Origin of the sequence: Asticcacaulis taihuensis (genome assembly GCF_900100255.1) — a bacterium.
Taxonomy (GTDB): domain Bacteria; phylum Pseudomonadota; class Alphaproteobacteria; order Caulobacterales; family Caulobacteraceae; genus Asticcacaulis; species Asticcacaulis taihuensis.
Map to the genome: position 1 here is coordinate 432,107 of NZ_FMTS01000001.1, position 19,685 is coordinate 451,791.

At 61.9% G+C, this 19,685-nt stretch carries 16 protein-coding genes; 14 read left to right on the forward strand and 2 right to left on the reverse strand.

The window, feature by feature from the left end:
- The first annotated feature begins 67 nt into the window (after positions 1-67).
- The 4 genes from BLO49_RS02030 to BLO49_RS18645 are packed head-to-tail and all read left to right on the forward strand — an operon-like array spanning position 68 to position 6,340.
- Positions 68-1,300, forward strand: a complete 1,233-nt coding sequence (locus tag BLO49_RS02030) for a TolC family protein (protein ID WP_090643556.1) — start codon at positions 68-70, stop codon at positions 1,298-1,300.
- The gene (locus tag BLO49_RS02035; protein ID WP_090643559.1) at positions 1,297-2,787 is read left to right on the forward strand and encodes an efflux RND transporter periplasmic adaptor subunit; all 1,491 of its coding nucleotides are present in this window, start codon (positions 1,297-1,299) and stop codon (positions 2,785-2,787) included. Before BLO49_RS02030 ends, BLO49_RS02035 begins: the two co-directional genes overlap by 4 nt.
- Complete coding sequence (locus BLO49_RS02040; protein WP_090643561.1) at positions 2,784-5,939, forward strand: efflux RND transporter permease subunit; 3,156 nt, start codon at positions 2,784-2,786, stop codon at positions 5,937-5,939. The genes BLO49_RS02035 and BLO49_RS02040 overlap by 4 nt, the downstream gene beginning before the upstream one ends.
- Positions 5,936-6,340 carry a copper-binding protein gene (locus BLO49_RS18645; RefSeq protein WP_090643564.1) on the forward strand — a complete coding sequence of 135 codons (405 nt, stop codon included), beginning with the start codon at positions 5,936-5,938 and terminating at the stop codon, positions 6,338-6,340. The genes BLO49_RS02040 and BLO49_RS18645 overlap by 4 nt, the downstream gene beginning before the upstream one ends.
- Before the next feature lie 18 nt (positions 6,341-6,358).
- Here BLO49_RS18645 and BLO49_RS02050 read toward each other — a convergent pair whose 3' ends face one another.
- Both BLO49_RS02050 and BLO49_RS02055 read right to left on the reverse strand, forming a co-directional pair.
- The gene (locus BLO49_RS02050; protein WP_220083687.1) at positions 6,359-6,970 is read right to left on the reverse strand and encodes a TetR/AcrR family transcriptional regulator; all 612 of its coding nucleotides are present in this window, start codon (positions 6,968-6,970) and stop codon (positions 6,359-6,361) included.
- A complete protein-coding gene (locus BLO49_RS02055; RefSeq protein ID WP_170828163.1) occupies positions 6,967-7,971 on the reverse strand; it encodes an FAD-dependent oxidoreductase in 1,005 nt (334 codons plus the stop codon). Before BLO49_RS02055 ends, BLO49_RS02050 begins: the two co-directional genes overlap by 4 nt.
- Before the next feature lie 189 nt (positions 7,972-8,160).
- Between BLO49_RS02055 and BLO49_RS02060 the strand changes: the two genes are divergently transcribed.
- The 10 genes from BLO49_RS02060 to BLO49_RS02105 all read left to right on the forward strand — a co-directional run bounded on the left by BLO49_RS02060 (position 8,161) and on the right by BLO49_RS02105 (position 19,671).
- Positions 8,161-8,436, forward strand: a complete 276-nt coding sequence (locus tag BLO49_RS02060; RefSeq protein ID WP_090645982.1) for a metal-sensitive transcriptional regulator — start codon at positions 8,161-8,163, stop codon at positions 8,434-8,436.
- 5 nt (positions 8,437-8,441) lie between these two features.
- Positions 8,442-10,793, forward strand: coding sequence for a copper-transporting P-type ATPase (locus BLO49_RS02065; RefSeq protein WP_090643570.1), 2,352 nt, complete (start codon positions 8,442-8,444; stop codon positions 10,791-10,793).
- Between the two features lie 86 nt (positions 10,794-10,879).
- Complete coding sequence (locus BLO49_RS02070) at positions 10,880-11,302, forward strand: hypothetical protein (RefSeq protein WP_090643573.1); 423 nt, start codon at positions 10,880-10,882, stop codon at positions 11,300-11,302.
- Positions 11,303-11,377: 75 nt separating this feature from the next.
- The gene (locus tag BLO49_RS02075) at positions 11,378-13,468 is read left to right on the forward strand and encodes a multicopper oxidase domain-containing protein (protein WP_090643575.1); all 2,091 of its coding nucleotides are present in this window, start codon (positions 11,378-11,380) and stop codon (positions 13,466-13,468) included.
- Complete coding sequence (locus BLO49_RS02080; protein WP_090643578.1) at positions 13,458-14,228, forward strand: copper resistance protein B; 771 nt, start codon at positions 13,458-13,460, stop codon at positions 14,226-14,228. Before BLO49_RS02075 ends, BLO49_RS02080 begins: the two co-directional genes overlap by 11 nt.
- Before the next feature lie 25 nt (positions 14,229-14,253).
- Entirely contained in the window at positions 14,254-14,616 is a 363-nt protein-coding gene (copC, locus tag BLO49_RS02085; protein WP_090643580.1) for a copper homeostasis periplasmic binding protein CopC, read from the forward strand.
- A 10-nt stretch (positions 14,617-14,626) separates the two neighbouring features.
- Positions 14,627-15,565, forward strand: coding sequence for a copper homeostasis membrane protein CopD (gene copD / locus BLO49_RS02090; RefSeq protein ID WP_090643583.1), 939 nt, complete (start codon positions 14,627-14,629; stop codon positions 15,563-15,565).
- A gap of 60 nt (positions 15,566-15,625) precedes the next feature.
- Positions 15,626-16,723, forward strand: coding sequence for an acyltransferase family protein (locus tag BLO49_RS02095; RefSeq protein WP_090643585.1), 1,098 nt, complete (start codon positions 15,626-15,628; stop codon positions 16,721-16,723).
- A 178-nt stretch (positions 16,724-16,901) separates the two neighbouring features.
- Entirely contained in the window at positions 16,902-17,402 is a 501-nt protein-coding gene (locus tag BLO49_RS02100) for a DUF305 domain-containing protein (RefSeq protein WP_090643588.1), read from the forward strand.
- A gap of 325 nt (positions 17,403-17,727) precedes the next feature.
- On the forward strand, positions 17,728-19,671 hold the full coding sequence (locus BLO49_RS02105; protein ID WP_090643590.1) for an FTR1 family protein: 1,944 nt from the start codon (positions 17,728-17,730) through the stop codon (positions 19,669-19,671).
- Positions 19,672-19,685: the final 14 nt, after the last annotated feature.

Genomic DNA, 19,685 nt, shown 5'->3' on the forward strand with positions numbered 1-19,685 from the left:
CGGCACTTGCCGGACGCGGATTTGAGCCCTGCCCTAACGCAGGGATTACCTTGTCAGGTCTTCTCCAATGCGAATCCTATTCTGTGCGGCCTTATCGGTCGCTCTCGCCGCGCCGCTCGCGCGTGCCGAACCGCTCACCTTTGATGCGGCGCTAACACTGGCGCAAAAGTCCGCGCCGAGTCTCGCGGCCAAGTCGGCGGATGTCGACGCCGCCCGTTCATCGGCTGTTTCCGCCGGACGGCTGCCCGATCCCAAGCTGCGATTTGGTATCGAGAACTTTCCCATCTCCGGCCCCCCCGCGGGATCGTTCAGCCGCGAAAGCATGACCATGACAACCGTTGGGGTCACGCAGGACGTCCCGAATGCCATTAAACGGCGAGCGGAACGTAGTCGGGCGGATGCGGATATCAATGCCGCCCGAGCCAGCCAGACTGTCGAATACCGCTCCGTTCAGGTCAATACGGCCGTCGCGTGGGTTAATCTTTATTATGCCAAGGCGAAGCTCGCGGCGCTCGACGATGTCGCCGTCACGATTTCATCGAACCAGAAAACGGCAACCTCTCAACTGACCAGTGGCGGCCTTCGCCCGTCTCAGACACTGGCGGCGGATCAACTCATGGCCGCTTTGGGTGACCGTCGTGCCGACCTGACGGCTGAAGTCGCCAGAGCGCGCGCTGAACTTGTGCGTTGGACCGGCGATGAGACGGCGGATACCGCCGGCACGCCTCCCGATTTCGAGGTCAACCCATCGGCGCTTCAGGCCGAATTGGACCGGAACCCCATGCTTGGCGTATATTCTGCCGTGGCTGATCAGGCCGATGCGGACGTGAACCTTGCCAGGGCAAATAAGTATCCGGACTGGGGTTGGGATGTGACCTACGCGCACCGCGACCATATGTGGGGCGATATGGTTTCAACCGGCGTCACGATCAGCCTGCCCCTTTTCTCGAAGAACCGGCAAGATCCCGCTATCCAGGCGCGGCAGGAACAGGTCACCAAGGCCCGCCTGGACCAAGAGGCGGTCCATCGTCAGTTGCAGGCTCAACTCGATGCCGACTTGGCGGATCACATCATGCACCATGACCGGCTCAATCGAGCGCGCGCCACGCTCGTGCCTCTGGCGCAGAAACGGGCAGATCTTGAAGTCGCCAGTTACGGCGCGGGAACCGCCATGCTGTCCGATGTTCTGGATGCCCAACTGGCCCTGGCCGAGGCCCGTGTCGACTTGTTGTCTCGCGAAGCGGATGTTGCTGTCGATGCCGTTCGGATTACCCTGACCTACGGGAGCGATACGCAATGACCCTCTTGAACTTGTCTCCCCGTCTGCGTCTGGGTGTGTCGGCCGCGCTCATTGCCCTCGTGGCTGGCGCCGCTGGCTTTGGTCTCGCCAAGCTGCAAGGGCCGGGAAAGTCCCCCGTCACGCCCGCCACCGCGGGCAAGGGCAAGGTGCTTTACTGGTATGATCCGATGAAGCCGGACCAGCATTTCGACAAGCCGGGCAAATCGCCCTTTATGGATATGCAGCTCGTCCCGCGATACGCTGATGAGGCCGGGAACGCGCTGGCCGGGATTACCATCGACCCCACACAACAGCAAAATCTGGGCGTGCGCCTGGCTACCGTCGAACGAGGCGAATTCGCCGACAGCGTCGCCGCCGCTGGCTCGCTCGATTTCAATCAACGGAATGTCGCGATTGTCCAGGCGCGGGCGAATGGCTTCGTGCAACGCGTCTATGCCCGAGCCCCCGGCGACATTGTCGCGGCCGGCGCCCCGATTGCCGACATCCTCGTCCCCTCGTGGGGAGGCGCGCAATCCGAATATCTGGCGGTCAGGCAGACCCATGACCCGGCGCTTGAGGCCGCGGCCCGGCAGAGGCTGGTGCTGCTCGGCATGCCGACCGGCCTGATCGACAGCGTTGGCCGTTCGGGCCATATCAGCAACGTCGTTACCATCACCACACCGGTCGGCGGGGCGATACAGACCCTCGATGTTCGCCAAGGCATGACCGTCAGTCAGGGACAGACCTTGGCCCAGGTGACGGGTCTGTCGACAGTCTGGCTTACAGCGTCTGTGCCTGAGGTCCAGGCCGGCCGCATAAGACTGAACCAGGCTGTGACGGCTGAGTTGGCGGCCTTTCCGGGTGAAACCTTCAGCGGCAGTGTCGCCGCCATTCTGCCGACAGCCCAGGCTGATAGCCGGACGCTCAACGTGCGTGTCGAACTGCCCAATACGGGCGGCAGACTGCGTCCCGGCATGTTTGCCACGGTTCATCTCAGCGGAGATACTGGTCAGGCCCTCTTCGTCCCGTCCGAATCCCTAATCCGTACCGGCAAACGCACCTTGGTGATGCTCGCTGCGGGCAAAGGCCGGTTTACACCGGTTGAGGTCCAGACCGGCCGCGAAAGCGGTGACCGCACCGAAATCCTCGCCGGCCTCAATGAGGGCGACACGGTCGTAGCCTCCGGGCAATTCCTGATCGACTCGGAAGCGAGCCTGGCCGGTATCAATGCCCGTCCCTTGACCTCTGCCCCACCGGCAGCGCCCGCCTCACCCCAAACGCTTTATCGGACCGACGGGGTGATTGAGCAGCTGAAGGGCGAGTCGATTACCCTGAGCCATGGCCCTGTCCCCGCCATCGGTTGGCCGGCCATGACGATGACGTTCAAACTGTCATCGGCCACGCTCGCGAAGGGCATGAAGACAGGTGATCATGTGACATTCGGCTTTGTCCAAAAGCCCGATGGCCCGGTCATCGAACAGATCCGGCCGATGGGGGCGGTGCGATGATCGCTGCCCTCATCCGCTGGTCCGTCACAAATCGCTTCTTCGTCATCCTGGCGACGATCGCCGTTATCGCCGGCGGCATATTCGCCATCAAGGCGACAGCCGTGGACGCCTTGCCCGATCTCTCCGACGTGCAGGTCGTCATCCGCACCTCCTATGCTGGCCAGGCGCCTCAGATCGTCGAGAACCAAGTTACCTACCCGCTCGCCACAACCATGCTGTCTGTGCCGGGGGCCAAAACGGTGCGCGGCTATTCCTTCTTCGGCGACAGCTTCGTCTATGTGCTATTCGAGGACGGCACCGACCTCTACTGGGCGCGCTCGCGCGTCCTGGAATATCTCAATCAGGTACAGGGGCGCCTGCCGGCCGGCGCCAAGCCGTCCTTGGGTCCGGACGCAACCGGCGTGGGCTGGGTCTATGAATATGCGCTGATCGACAAGACCGGTCAGCACGACCTATCGCAATTGCGCGCCTTGCAGGACTGGTTCCTGCGCTACGAACTGAAGTCCCTGCCAGGCGTGGCCGAAGTCGCCAGCATCGGCGGCATGGTCAAGCAGTATCAGGTCGTGCTCGATCCGGTGAATCTCGCCGCCTATGGTGTCACCCACCAGAACGTGGTCTCCGCCATCCAGAACGCCAATGGCGAAAGCGGCGGCTCCGTGCTGGAACTGGCCGAAGCCGAATACATGGTCCGGGCGGGCGGCTACCTGAAGACGCTCGATGACTTCCGGGCCATCCCGTTGAAGACCGTGGCCGGCGGCGTCCCCGTCACTTTGGGTCAAGTCGCCACCATCCAGATCGGACCTGAGATGCGCCGGGGCATCGCGGAACTGAACGGCCAGGGCGAGGTTGCCGGCGGCGTGGTCATCCTGCGTTCCGGCAAGAACGCCATGGAAACTATTTCCGCCGTCAAAGCCAAGCTGACTGAGCTGAAGAAAAGCCTGCCGCCGGGCGTCGAGGTCGTCACCACCTATGACCGGTCGCAACTGATCGACCGCGCCATCGGCAACCTGCGCGAAAAGCTGATCGAGGAATTCCTGGTCGTTGCTATCGTCTGCGGCCTGTTCCTGTGGCATGTCCGCTCGGCGCTGGTCGCCATCCTCACCCTGCCAATCGGCGTTCTGATCGCGCTGATTGTCATGCACAGCCAGGGCGTCAACGCCAACATCATGTCCCTGGGCGGCATCGCCATCGCCATCGGCGCCATGGTGGATGCTGCCGTGGTCATGATCGAGAACGCGCACAAGAAGATCGAACACTGGACCCACGATCATTCGGGCGAGGTCCTGGAAGGCAACGAACGCTGGCGGGTTATCACCGAGGCCGCAACCGAAGTCGGCCCGGCCCTGTTCCTCAGCCTGCTCATCATCACCTTTTCCTTCATCCCGGTCTTCACCCTGCAAGGACAGGAAGGCCGGCTGTTCTCGCCGCTGGCCTTCACCAAGACCTACGCCATGGCGGGCGCGGCCATCTTGTCGGTCACGCTCGTGCCGGTGCTGATGGGCTATCTGATCCGGGGCAAGATCCCGGCGGAATCGTCAAATCCCCTCAACCGCTTCCTGACTCACATCTACCGTCCGGTCCTGGATGCGGCCATGCGGCGGCCGAAGACCACCCTGCTGATCGCGGCTTTGGCTTTCATGACAACGGCCTGGCCGCTGACACGGCTCGGCGGTGAGTTCATGCCGCAGCTCGATGAGGGGGATCTGCTCTATATGCCGTCCGCCCTGCCCGGCCTGTCGGCGGACAAGGCGTCCGAACTGCTTCAGCAAACCGATCGCCTGATCAAGACCGTCCCCGAAGTCGCCACCGTCTTCGGCAAGGCCGGGCGCGCCGAGAGCGCCACCGATCCGGCGCCGATGGAAATGTTCGAGACCACGATCCAGTTCAAGCCGCGCGATCAGTGGCGGCCGGGTATGACCCCGGACAAGCTGGTCGATGAACTGGACAAGACCGTCAAAGTTCCCGGCCTCGCCAATGTCTGGGTACCGCCGATCCGCAACCGGATCGACATGCTGGCGACCGGCATCAAGAGTCCGATCGGCGTCAAGGTCTCCGGCAGCAATCTCGCCGAACTCGACCGTATCGCCCACGACGTCGAGACGGTGGCCAAAACCGTGCCGGGCGTCAGCTCGGCCCTGGCCGAACGCCTGACCGGCGGGCGCTATGTCGATGTCGACATCGATCGGACGACGGCGGGGCGCTACGGCCTCAATATCTCCGACGTCCAGTCGATCGTTTCCGGCGCGGTCGGCGGTGAGAACGTAGGTGAGACGGTCGATGGCCTGGCGCGCTATCCGATTAGTGTCCGTTACCCACGCGAACTCCGCGATAGCCTCGAAGGCCTCCGCCAACTGCCGATCCTTACCCCGATGGGCCAGCAGATAACGTTATCGACGGTTGCCAAGGTCGAGATCGCCGATGGCCCGCCGATGCTGAAGACCGAGAATGGCCGGCCTTCGACCTGGGTCTATGTCGATGTCCGAGACCGCGACCTCGCCTCGGTCGTCGGCGATTTGCAGAAGGCGGTTGCCAAGGACGTCAAGCTGTCGCCCGGCGTGTCGGTGGCCTATTCCGGCCAGTTCGAATATCTGCAACGGGCCCTCGAGCGTCTGAAGCTGGTCGTGCCGGCGACGCTCGTCATCATTTTCCTGCTGCTCTACGTCACCTTCGGCCGGTTTGACGAAGCCGCTCTGATCATGCTCACCTTGCCGTTTGCGCTGACTGGCGGGATCTGGACGCTGTATCTGCTGGGCTTCCACCACTCAGTCGCCACCGGCGTTGGTTTTATCGCGCTGGCCGGCGTTTCGGCCGAGTTCGGCGTGATCATGCTGATCTACCTCAAGGACGCGCTACGCAACCGGGGCGCCGACCCCACCCCTTCGGACGTCGAAGCCGCCATCCATGAAGGCGCACTGCTGCGCGTTCGTCCCAAAGCTATGACCGTCTGTGTTATCCTGGCCGGCCTCCTCCCCATCCTGTTCGGACACGGCGCCGGCTCCGAGGTCATGAGCCGCATCGCGGCGCCCATGATCGGCGGCATGCTGACCGCGCCACTTTTGTCCATGCTTGTCGTACCCGCAGCGTATCTGTTGATCCGCCGGCGGCAAAGCGTACCTTCCCCGCAGCCTCTCAATCAAAGGAGATCATCATGAGAGCGAACCTGGTAACCACCCTATACATCCTGGCCTTCACCGCGGCCGTTTCGGCGTGCAGCCCCAAGCCCGCCGCCGACACTTCCTCCGCCTCTACCGAAAGCCCTGCTGCCGGGATGTCCGAAATGTCGGGTATGGCCGGCATGTCGGACATGTCCGGAATGACCATGGACTCGGCCGCGATGACCGGAACCGGTGTCGGCACCGTAACCGCCGTCGACAAGGCGGCCGGGACGATCACCATACAGCACGAAGCCATTCCGGCGGTCGATTGGCCGGCCATGACGATGGCCTTCAAGGCCAATCCGTCGTCGTTGCTCGACAAGGCCAAGGTGGGCCAGAAGGTGACGTTCGGCGTGTCCGTCAAAGGGAGCGACGCCGAGGTGACCTCCATTCAATAGCACCTGCGGCGGGCTGGCTTAGCCGACGCCATGCTCGATCAGCCGGCGGAAATGGGTGTCCATTTCCGCCGGTGTCGTCTTGGCGCCGTCGTCAAGCCATTGCGTCATCACGGCCATGAAGGCGCCGACGACAAAGGCAACGGTCGTATCGCGGCCGTCAGCCTTTCCACGCCCTTTCAATTCGGCGCGAACGAGGTCAGCCAGAATATCCCGGATGCTGCCAAGGCTGACGGACAGCCCCTCGCTTCCAATGAGCGCCCGGTAGGCCGGCAGATGGCGACGGGCGTGTTCGAACATGGCCAGTGTAAATCCAAATGGCCGCAGGTCGTCTGTCGTTTTCAGCCTGGCGTGGCTTTCGAGCAGCTCGACGCGGAGGTACTCCAGGCTCCGGCGCTTCAGGTCGTCCTTGCCCGTGAAATGCGTATAGAAGGTGGAACGGCCGACGCCGGCCCGGTCGCAAATTTCATGGATCGTAACCGCGTCGTACCCCTTCTCCTGCATCAAATGGAAAAAGGCACGTTCAAGCTTTGTCCGGGTTCGGGCAACCCGCCGGTCGATGGCCGGCAAGTTTGCTTCCTGGCCGTGCGCACCATGCATGTGCTGGTGGCCGTCGCCAGGTCTTTCCGTCATGTTCGATGTCCCGATCGCAGGAAGAATACGAGTTTCGCCAAAAGTAGCACGGCAGCAACGCCACCGACAGCGATCATGGCGGGATTCGACAGCTCGAAGCTACCAAGGCGCAGGACGAAAGCGCCGGCGGCAAGATGAGCGACGACGACCGCGGCGACCGCCAATACGATTCCGATCGTGAGAAGACTGCCCCGCTTTTTGCCGTGACCATGCGCCATGGTGAACCCTCCGAATTCCTCGGCGAGCACATTTGCCGCCGGGACTTTTTCAGCCTTCAACACCGAACGCATGGCGGAAACCATGTCCGGCAGACCCGCGATGTAATAGGTTGCCGGCATGAAGTTGCCGATGTGCCGCTTGATCAGGTTGGCATCGCTGCGGCCGCTCTCGCCGGCCCACGACGGCAGGTCGCCGCCGGTCATGGTCGGAACGAACACGAGATTGGCGTTTCGAGCGGCGAGGTCCTGCAACTCCACGAGAAACGGCGCGTCCTCGGGGGTGCGCGAGGCATAAAACAGCACAAGCTTCCGTGGCGTGGACCGCTCGAGAGTATCCCGAATCATGGAATAGGCCGGAACGACCCCTATTCCGCCGACGAGAAAGACGGCCGGCTCGATGGCGTTTTCGTCGAGGGCAAAGGCGCCATGCGGGGCGTTGACCAGCATCTCGATCCGCACGACCTCGCCCGTGTTCAAAGCCATGAGAGAGCGCTTGAAAGCCGTGTCGCGCATGCGCATGACGAAGACCAGGTCCTCATCATGGGGCGCGCTGGCGAAGGAGAAGAATCGCGTCTCCCCGCCCCTGTCGCGATAGGCCGGGTTAAGCATGGTCATCCGGACGTGCCGGCCGGCCTTGTAGACGAACCCGGCAGGCCGCTCGAAGCGGAATTCCCAGGTGTCTGTGGCAACCGGCGCCTTGCTTTTCAAAGCGACGTCGAAACCGACACGCTCCAATCCACCGGATTTGCCGCCATGCAGCCTTCGCATGCGTTCGTGATCCATCGCCGTCGTCCTGTCGCCAAAAACCTTGTCCGAAGCTATTCCACGCCCGAATTGATTCAAATCAGTTTTCCGGGACGAAATGGACCTACTGTCCAGCATGCGGGGAATTCTTCGCGAATGATTGGTTCGGGACCTTGCGAATATACCCCATGGGGTATATATACCCCCTATAGGTATATGGAGCCCCCCGTGTCGCAACATCCCAGTCACACCGAAGAAACGCCCCGTCTTAACCGCGCCATCGGCCAGCTTGAAGGCATTAAGCGGATGATCGGCGAAGGCCAGTACTGCGTCGATATCCTGACGCAACTGCGTGCCGTACGCAGCGCGATCAAGACGATCGAACTCAGCGTTCTGGAAAGGCACATGACGTCGTGCCTGGTGAAGTCCTGCCAGTGTGGCGACGAAACTCAGCGTGACAAGCAGATTGGCGAGATCATGCTGCTCCTCAAGAAGTACGAGTAAACACCATGGACCATGAACACCACGGCGACGGCGCGACGAAGTCCTGCTGTCACGGAAAGAACGAAACGGCCGAAGCCGGCCAGTTCACCTGCCCGATGCATCCGGAAATCCGCCAGGACGGTCCCGGCCATTGCCCGATTTGCCACATGAACCTCGTTCCCGTCGATGAACAGACCGCGGAAAAGACGGCGGATCCATCGGATCACGACCATTGCAATCACCATGGGCACGACCAGGCTGCCAAACCGGTCCCGACACCAAAGGCTGGCCAAGCCGTCATCTATACCTGTCCCATGCACCCGCAGATTCGCCGGGAAGGTCCGGGATCCTGCCCGATCTGCGGGATGGCGCTCGAACCCGAGACGATTACCCTGGAAGACACCGACAATCCTGAGCTTCGGGACATGACGCGCCGACTGTGGATTTCGTCGATCCTGTCGGCGCCGGTGGCGATTCTCGCCATGGGCGCCCACTTCGGGCTGTCTACCCTTATTCCCGACAGGATCTCCGTCTGGATACAGCTCGTCCTGGCGACGCCGGTCACCCTGTGGGGCGGATGGCCGTTTCTCACGCGCGGCTGGGATTCACTGAAGACCCGCAACCTCAACATGTTCACCCTGATCGCCCTGGGCATCCTCGTCGCGTGGGGATATTCCGTCGTCGCCGTCCTGGCGCCGGACGCCTTCCCGCATATGCCCGGCATGACGCCCGACATCTATTTCGAGGCGGCGGCCATCATTACGACGCTGGTCCTGGTAGGCCAGGTTCTCGAACTGAAGGCCCGGGCCCAGACCGGTAACGCCATCCGGGCTCTTCTGAAGCTCGCACCGGCCACCGCGCATCGCCTGAAGGACGGTGACGAAGAGACCATCCCGCTGGAGCAGGTCCAGGCCGGCGATCTGCTCCGCGTACGTCCGGGGGAGAAAATCCCGACCGATGGCGAAGTGGTCGAGGGATCGAGTCATGTCGACGAATCCATGCTGACCGGCGAATCGATGCCGGTCGCCAAGCAGACGGGCGACAAGGTCACCGGCGCTACCGTCAACCAGGCCGGAAGCTTTGTCATGAAGGCGACACGGGTTGGCAACGATACCCTTCTCGCCCAGATCGTGGCGCGTGTCGGCCAGGCCCAGCGCTCGCGCGCGCCCATCCAGCGCGTCGCCGACATCGTATCCGGTTACTTCGTGCCCGCCGTCGTCGCCGCTGCCGCTCTGACCTTCATCGCCTGGATGGTCTGGGGTCCCGAACCGAAGCTCGGTCACGCCATTCTGAACGCCATCGCCGTATTGATCATCGCCTGTCCCTGCGCGCTTGGCTTGGCGACGCCGATGTCGATCATGGCCGGGACCGGCCGCGCCGCTCGCGAAGGCATATTGGTACGCGATGCAGCGGTTCTAGAGGCCTTCGAAGGCGTCGACACGCTGGTCTTCGACAAGACGGGTACGCTGACGGAAGGCAAGCCGAAGCTGATCGCCGCCAAGGCCGTCGCCGGCTTTTCCGACGATCACCTGCTGGCCCTGGCCGCGGCCCTGGAAGCATCGAGCGAGCACCCGATTGCCGATGCCATTGTCCGCGGCGCGAAAGAGAAGGGACTGCCGAGCCTGAAGGTCGCGGACTTCCAATCGCCTACGGGCAAGGGCGTAACCGGAACGGTCGACGGCGTTGCCGTGGCGCTCGGCAATTCCGCCCTGGTCGGAGAGAACGCGGAATTGACCGAGCTGGCCCGCCCCTTCCGGGAACAGGGACAGACCGCGGTCTACGCGACCGTCGATGGCAAGCCCGCCGGCATAATCGTCGTCGCCGATCCCGTAAAGGCTTCCACACCCCAGGCCCTGAACGCCTTGAGGGCCGAAGGCCTTCGTCTCGTCATGTTGACCGGAGACAACGAAGCCACCGCCCGCGCCGTTGCCCGGACCCTCGGCATCGAGGATGTTGAAGCTGGCGTCCTGCCCGACCGAAAGGCGGAGGTGATCGAAGGGCTGATGGCCAAGGGCCGCAAGGTGGCCATGGCCGGGGACGGCGTCAACGACGCACCGGCACTTGCCGCCGCGACCGTGGGCATTGCCATGGGCAACGGCACCGACATCGCCATGGAAAGTGCGGGCATTACCCTCATCAAGGGCGATCTGCGCGGCATAGTCAAGGCGCGGACACTGAGCCAGGCTGTCATGCGTAATATCAAGCAGAACCTGGTTTTCGCCTTTGCCTATAACGTGGTGGGTGTGCCGATCGCCGCCGGCGTGCTTTATCCGGCCTTCGGTCTGCTGCTGTCGCCCATCATGGCCTCGGCAGCCATGGCCTTCAGCTCGGTTTCGGTCATCGCCAACAGCCTGCGCATCCGGAACACTCGCCTGTGAGGCTTGCGCACCATACCCATTAGGGGTATGGTGCGCACTGCCGCTTTCTCATTTCTTTTTAACAACAATTGCTCTAACTGGCACACATGCTGAAGCTCTGGACACGGTTGATTGTCGGACTGATATTTGTCTTCGTGACGATATCGGCGCCGATGCATGCCGCCGCCATGGGTGTCATGCATGAAGCCGCGTCGGCCTCGACCGCACCGGCGGCAATGCCCGAAATGTCAGGCATGAGCGATGCGTGCGCCAAGGCCATGGCGGCCCAAATGTCGGCCGAAACGTCCGATGCCAAGGCGAAGCCGTCCAAGGCACCAAAAGGGCATGCTAACGGCTGCTGTTCTGAGGGCTGCAACTGCCCGCTCAGCCACTGTCCCGCCACCGCGCCGATCCTGGCGCTCGCGGAATATACCATTCTCCATGTCGAACCGATGACCGGTATCGGCACGGAGACGCAGACCCTGCGTTCCTATCTCGTCGAGACTTTGAAACGGCCTCCGAGAGCCTGATCCTGACAGACAAGACATCCCCGGTCACGCTCTGGCGTGCGCCTTCCCTTGTCCCTTTCCAGGAACATTTTCCCCATGAAACGCCTGCTTTGCGCGGTGTTGGGCTGGCTTGCCGTGGCGCTCTCGCCGGCGGTGGCCCAGGCCGAAATCCGCGAATATAATCTCACCATTGCGCACAAGGTCGTCTCCGTCGACGGACATCCGCGCAACAAGATCACTATCGACGGAACGATTCCGGGCCCCGTTCTGCGCTTCACGGAAGGCGACGAGGCCATCATCCATGTGACCAACACCCTGAAGGAAGAAACGTCCATCCACTGGCACGGCTTGATCGTGCCGGGCTCGCAGGACGGCGTCCCGGGATTCAACGGCTTCCACGGCATCGCACCCGGCCAGACCTTCACCTACCGCTTTCCGATCAGGCAGGCCGGGACCTACTGGTACCACGCCCACTCGATGGGCCAGGAACAGGACGGTCTTTACGCCGGCATGGTCATTGCCCCGAAAACCGCCGATCCCGTTCAGTCCGACCAGGACTACACGATAGTGCTCGCCGACGAGAGCCTGGAGGACGCGGAGGACATCCAGGCCCATTTGAAGATGGCGCCGGACTACTACCAGTATCATCGCCGTACGCTCGGCGACTTCGTCAACGATGTTGGCAAGATGGGATTGGGCAAGGCTGTTGCCTCTGCCGGCATGTGGGGCAAGATGAACATGCTCCCGACCGACTTGTCCGACGTCGAAGGCTACCACTTCACGGTGAATGGGATGACGCCCGACCAGAACTGGACGGGCTTGTTCAAACCCGGCCAGCGCATCCGTCTTCGCTTCATCAACGCCGCCAGCATGACGATGTATGACGTGCGCATCCCAGGGCTTAAAATGACCGTGGTATCGGCGGACGGTCAATCGGTCGAACCCTTTGTCGTTGACGAATTCCGGATCGGCAATGCCGAGACCTATGATGTCATCGTCACGCCCGAGGATGACAGGGCCTATACGATTGCCGCCGAGGCGATCGACCGGACAGGATTCGCCATAGGCACGCTGGCGCCCCGCGAGGGCATGAAGGGTGAAAGCCCCGCCCAGCGTCCACGGTCGATCCTGACCATGGCCGACATGAACATGCAGAAAATGATGAAGGACGATTCGAAGATGGACATGTCCGCCATGGACATGCCGGCGGCGTGGGGCGACCACCATGCCCCCGCCGGCACGACGATCCTCGACTACAGCGACCTGAAGTATCTCGGGCAGCAGCCGGACGTACGCGAACCGACCCGAGAGATTACCGTCCGTCTCGACGGCAACATGGAGCGCTACATCTGGACCGTGAACGGCAAGACGTTCGACCCGGCCATCGGCATCCATGTCGCCTACAACGAGCGGGTCCGCATCACCTTCATCAATGACAGCATGATGGCCCACCCGATGCATTTGCACGGCATGTTCGTGCAACTCGACAATGGCCAGCCGGCGGAAAAGATGCCGAACAAGCATACGGTCATCGTTCCTCCCGGCCAGACCATGTCCGTTATCCTGACCGCAGACAATGCGGGTACGTGGGCCTTCCACTGCCATCTGATGTTCCACATGCTGTCCGGCATGATGACCGACCTGGTCGTGTCGCAGCCCGGCCAGACCGTTCTTCCCGACGACAAGACCGCTGACGGCGCGCCAATCCGGCCGATCCCTGGAATGATGATGCCCATGGCCGCAGACATGAATACGGGCCATGACGACATGAAGGGCATGGAGGGCATGGACATGGGTGGCTCACCTCCCAAGCCCCAGGACCAGCCGCAGACGGACATGCCCGGCATGACCATGGATCATATGGACATGCAGATGAGCGCGCCTGATGCCGCGCCGACGACGGCGCCCGCACCGAAGCCGGATGGCATGAGTCAGATGGACATGCCGGGCATGGATATGAGCCACGACGACACGGACAAGTCGGCTGCTGCCACGACCACGGCATCGCCGAACGGTCCAGCAACCCAACCGTCCCAGGCGACGACACCTGCCAAGGCGACAAAGGCGAAGCCCAAGGCCAAGGCCAAATCGAAGGTGAAGCCGGCCGCCTCGAAGAAGAAGTCGATGCCCGGCATGCCGGCAATGGACATGAGCAACATGAACATGGGAGGCGATCATGCGCACTAACCCCGTCATCTTCGCAGTTGCCGCCATCGTCTTGGCGACGTCCGCGCAGGCCCAGAACCAAGCCCGCCAGCCGGGTCTCGATGCCATGGCCGATATGCACAAGCCGGGCCTCTACCACAGTTTTACACTCGAAACGGATCTGTCACGCCAGAACGACGAGACGACCGGCACCTGGGACCTCGACGGCTGGGCCGGTGGCGACATCAACAGGCTGTGGCTGAAAAGCGAAGGTGAGATCACGGGCGGCAAGACGCAAAAGGCGGAACTGTGGGCGCTCTACAGCCGCAACGTCGCGACCTATTGGGACGCCCAGGTCGGTATACGGGAGGATTTCAAACCGTCCTTGCCAGCCGTACCCGGGCTGCCTGCGCCAAAGGCGCATACCTATCTCGCCGCCGGCGTCGCAGGGTTGGCGCCCTACTTCTTCGAGACGGAAGCGCACCTGTTCGTTCGGGACGACGGCGCGATCAGCGGGCGGCTACGCCACGAGAACCAGTGGCTGGTCACGCAACGCCTGATTCTTCGGCCTCGCCTGGAACTGAACCTCAACGGAAAGGATGATCCGGCCCTCGGTCTCGGAACCGGCCTGACCGACGCCAGCCTCGGCCTGCAGGCCCGCTACGAATTCAGGCGCGAATTCGCTCCCTATATCGACCTCACCTACGACCAAAAATTCGGCCGCACAGCGGACTATGCCCGCCTGCGCGGCGAAAAACCAACGGAAACCCGGCTCAGCGCCGGCATCCGGTGGATGTTTTAACCTTTAAACCAGAAAGACCTGACCCATGAAAATCCTGTCCAGACTAATCTTTTCCGCTGCCCTGGTCGCTGCACCGTTTGTTACGTCCGAAGCTTCGGCGCACGCCAAACTGGTGAAGGCCACACCGGCCGACGGTTCGACCGCGGCGTCCCCCCAAATGATCATGCTCACCTTCAATGAGAAGCTTGCCGGAAAGCTGTCGGGCTTTGAGGTCGTCAAGGCCGACGGCACCAAGGTCGATGTCATGGCCTCGGTTGCCGGCGGCGGCACAATGCTCCACGCCATGCCATCCAAGCCACTCGCGCCCGGTGCTTACAAGGTGAACTGGCACGCCGTGACCGACGACGGCCACCGTACCGAAGGCACAGTCTCCTTCACCGTGAAATAGGGGGCGGACCATGGAAGCGGCAGGCATTCTGGCGGACATCGCCCGCTTTCTTCAGTATGCTGGCGCGGTCGTCGTCTTCGGGACGGCGCTCTTCTGCCAGTCAAGCCTGCCATCTTCCGGCGAGACTTCGGCCAGCCGCCTTGGCTGGCCGAAGCCTTTGCTTGTCAGTGCGGCCTTGCTGATTGTCGTCGGTAGCCTTCTGTCCTGGGCCGCGCAATCGGCCATGATGACCGGCGTGACGATAGACAAGCTGGATCCTGATGCGGCCATGTCGATCTTGACCGACATGCAATGGGGCCACGGCCTTGCTGTTCGCCTCATTGCAGGCCTTCTCGCCGTGTTGTGGACCCTCATCGCAAAACCAGGGCGCAGCCTATTCGTCGGCAATATCGTGTCCGGCACGATAATTCTCGGCAGTTTCGCCTTTACCGGCCATGGTGCAGCAAGCGAGGGACCGTGGGCTCCGGTTCACCTGCTCAGCGACATCCTGCACAGCGTGGCGGCCGGGGTCTGGCTGGGCGCACTTGTGGCTTTTCTGGGCCTTCTGTGGCAATCCCAGGTCGCTGATCCCGCGCAGCAAACGGCACTCGCCGCGGCCCTCAGGGGGTTCTCGGGAACGGGTTCGCTTTTGGTCGCGGTCCTTGTTGCCACAGGCCTCATCAATGGCGTCTTTCTGGTCGGCCTGGACCACCTCGACGGCTTGGTCAAGACACCATACGGCCTATTGCTAAGCGCGAAAATCGCCGTATTCGGCGGAATGCTGGCCCTCGCCGCACTCAATCGATTCCGGCTGACGCCAGGGCTTGAAACCGCCCTCGATACCTCGAGCGGCGTGGATCACGCCCTTGCCGCCCTTCGCCGCAGCCTCTTCGTTGAAACCATGGCTGGCCTTCTTGTACTCGCTCTGGTCGCCGTGTTCGGCATGATGGAGCCGCCCGCGGCCCAATAGTTGCATTCCCCTCACGCGTGAACGGAAATTCCCCTTTTTGGGGTCAAATCGGAACAGACGATGCCACAGAACCTCAAACCGTTGACCGCCTTGCGCTTCTTCGCCGCCATGTGGGTCGTCGGCTTTCATTTCTGGCCCAATCTGGGCATCGCCATGCCGGCCATCGTCGGCAAGGGTTATCTCGGTGTCGAGCTGTTCTTCGTGCTGTCCGGCTTCATCCTAAGCCACGTCTATCTGGAACGCTTCAAGGCCGGGACCTTTCACTATGGGGAGTTCATCTGGGCCCGCCTCGCGCGTATCTACCCCGTCCATATCTCGATCCTGCTCGGTCTCGCCATCCTGATGGCCGGCCTCGCGATCTCCGGCATCCAGGCCGGAGACAAACTTCTCGTCTGGTCTTCCCTGCCCGCTCAACTGACCCTGACCCAGGCTTGGGGCTTAGCCCCTCACGGTGGCTGGAATCATCCATCGTGGTCGATCTCGGCTGAATGGTTCGCCTACCTGACGTTTCCGGCGTTCGCTTTCCCGATGGTCCGAATGTGGAATCGCCCTCGCCTTGCCGTCGGTCTGGCCGCGATATTCCTCATCGCTCTCTATATCGGCTTTGGTGCCATTGCCGGATTCCCCTTGACGCGCGCGACCATCCTCTGGGGTGCCTTGCGGATCGTCCCCTGCTTCGCATTGGGGTGCACCCTGTGGCTTCTGTGGAAGTCCGGCGCCATCCGGTCACGTGCGGGCGCCTTCGGATTGCCAGTGGGCGCACTGGCCGTGCTTGTCGCTTCAACCTCCTTTGGGCTCCCCGACTTCGTGAGCGTGCTCGCCTGCGGTGGCCTCATCCTAGGGCTTGGCGCCCTCGCGAGAAACGGCTCTGCCATATTGTCGGCGCCGTGGCTGGTCTATCTCGGCGAGGTGAGCTTCGCGGTTTACATGGTCTGCATCCCGTGGCAGCTCATCTTTGGCCAAGGCCTGCAGAAGCTTGTCCATCTCGACTCTGAGCATATGCCCCTGGTTTTCTGGCTGGTCATGGTCGCAGGCGTCGTACCTGCCGCCATGGTCGTGCATCACCTGGTCGAGCGCCCGGCGCGCAATCTGATGCGTCGAGTGGAGTTCAAGCGTGACGTCGTGAATGTGCGCGGGCGCCTGAAGATAGAATATTAGTCTGGAGCGTTAATATAACTGATCAATGCCCAACAAGGGTTTGAATATTCCTTGTAATTTCGGCACGCACTCACTTCGCCGCAACTGGACTGCTTATAGTACTTTTGCAATGCAGACACGCCCTCATCATCGAAATACCGAATATTCTGCTTTAGGTTCCTGGGACACGGAGGTCGCTATGGAAAAGCATGAAGCCGGACACGCAAGCCATGACATGGCGATGAAGGGCAACAGCCACTACGTCAAATTCTGGATATCGCTCGCCGTCAACGCAGTGCTGATGTTTGTCCTCATGTTCGTGATGATCGACACTTTCGCCGAGTTCATCCCAAACATAAATTTCGTCTACATGGCCTTGGTCATGGCGGCCCCGATGGGCATCATTATGCTGGCCAGCATGCCCATGATGTATGCGGACAAACGCAAGAACCTGATCAGCTACGCGGTCCTTGTACTGCTCTTCATCGCCAGCTTTGCCTTCATCCGCAACCAGACCCTCGTCGGCAACAGCGGTTTCCTGGCGTCCATGATTCCGCACCACTCCGGCGCCATATTGATGTGTCGCAAGGCCCGGATCACCGATCCGGAAATCGTGGCCTTATGCAAGAACATCGAGACGTCTCAACGCCAGGAAATCGACGAGATGAAAGCAATCCAGAAGCGTCACTCGGAACGCTAGCGATCGCCACCGCAATTCATACCGGCGATTGTCTTACATCTTCACACATAAGGATCGGTTGCCGCATGACCAGCGCATTGGCACATCGCTGTATTTCAATTCTCTCCTCGGCTTTTGGCTGGCTGGCGGATTCGCTAACGCCGGGCGGCCGGCCACTGATTGCGCCAGGGCACGAGGACAATGATGTTTGCACGTCCGATTAGTCCAGCCGATAAATGCAGCACCCGTCGCCTCCCTCCTCCGCAAGCGACCCATTCCGCGTGACTGCAAATGAGTTGCATGATAAGAAGCGCCAATCCTCCGTCCTGACAAAGTCCTCAGTAAAATGCGCTTTAAATACCTGGCGACACTCGCCGCCGCTCTGGTCGCCTGCCTTTTCGTGACCTTACCCGTGTCTGCCGCCCCGTCCCAGACAGACACCGACAACGTCCAGGTGGCTTGGCGCCTCCTCGATTACCTCGCCGTGGACTATCGCGGCGCCGTCAAGGACGGCAAGGTGATCAGCGAGGGGGAATATGCGGAGATGACGGAGTTTTCCGCCTCGGTGGTTGAGCGCTTCAAGGCTTTGCCGAATGGCCCGGACAAGCCGGCGTTGCAAAGCGAGGCCGCCGATTTCCAATACGCGGTCAAAACAAAGGCCTCACCCGAGGTGGTCGCCGGAAAGGCCCACGCCCTGGGCGCGCATCTTCTGACCGCCTACCCCGTGGTGATTGCCCCGAAGACCGCGCCTGACTTTGCGCTTGGGCAAAAGCTCTACACGGACAACTGCGCGGCCTGTCACGGTGTGTCCGGCGACGGCAAAGGTCCCAATGCGAAGGGCCTTGATCCGCAACCGGTGGCGTTTGCCGATCTCGGCCGCGCCCAGCATCGGAGCGTCTTCGGCCTCTACCAGGTCATCGGCCAGGGGCTTGATGGCACAGCCATGCCCAGCTTTGCCCATCTTCCGGATACCGACCGGTGGGCCCTCGCCTTCTATGTCGGCAGCTTCGCGTTCAAGGACGCCGCCAACGGCGAAGCTCTCTGGAAATCGGACGCCGCCCTGCGCAAGCGCTTCCCGGACCTGGCCACCCTCGCGAAGACCGCGCCGGCCGATCTCGCCGCCGAGATTGGCCCGGAAAAAGCCTACGCGCTGACCGCCTATCTGCGGACCCACACCTCCGCTGTCACCAGCTCTACAAGTACCATCTCCATTTCGCATCAGCGCCTGCAAGAGTCGCTGGCCGCCTATCAAAAGGGGGATTTCAAGCAGGCAGAAGAACTCGCCCTGTCGGCCTATCTCGATGGATTCGAGCCAGTGGAACCCTCCCTGGCCGCGCGCGATGGCACGCTGTTGAGCCGCATCGAGAAAGAGATGGGCGGTCTGCGCAGCAGCATTCATCAACACGCGGACGCAAAGGTCGTCGCCACGCAGATTGGCTCACTTCAAGCCCTGCTTGGCCAGGCCGACAAAGCGCTCGCGCCAGAAGCCGGCAGCAATACCTCGACCTTCATCGGCGCTTTCACGATCCTGCTCCGCGAAGGGCTTGAAGCGCTGCTGATCGTCACCGCCATGCTCGCGTTCCTGAAGAAAGCCGAGCGCACGGAAGCGCTGCCTTATGTGCATGGCGGCTGGATTGTCGCCCTGCTTGCCGGGCTGGCGACCTGGGGTGTGGCCACCTTCCTGATCGGTATCAGTGGCGCCAGCCGGGAATTGACCGAAGGCTTTGGTTCGCTCTTCGCCACCGTCGTCCTGCTGTGGGTCGGGATATGGCTGCACGGCAAATCCCAGGCCCAGGAATGGCAGCGGTTCATTCAACAAACCATGGGCAACGCCTTGTCGAAAGGCTCTTCCTGGTTCCTTTTCGGCCTGGCGTTCATCGTCGTCTATCGGGAAGTGTTTGAGACCATCCTGTTCTATGCGGCGCTATGGACGCGGGACAACGGCCTGATCATCCTGGCCGGGGCTGGCCTGGCGAGCCTTGCGCTTGTCGCCATCGCGTGGGCTATGCTGCGCTTCAGCAGCCGTCTGCCTGTTGGTCAGTTCTTCGCCTTCAGTTCAGGGCTGATCGCGATCCTGTCCGTTGTTCTGGCCGGTAAAGGCGTCGCCGCTCTCCAGGAAGCGGGTCTGATTGACGTAACCCAGCTGTCGTTCGTGCCGCAGGTGGAGCTGCTGGGCGTCTTCCCGACGGTTCAATCCCTGGGCGCCCAGCTGGCGGTGATCCTCGTCATCGCGGCCTGGCTTGGCTATACCCGCTACAAGGACCGCCAGGCCACGGCGACCCCGCTTTAGCGGACAGTCACCGT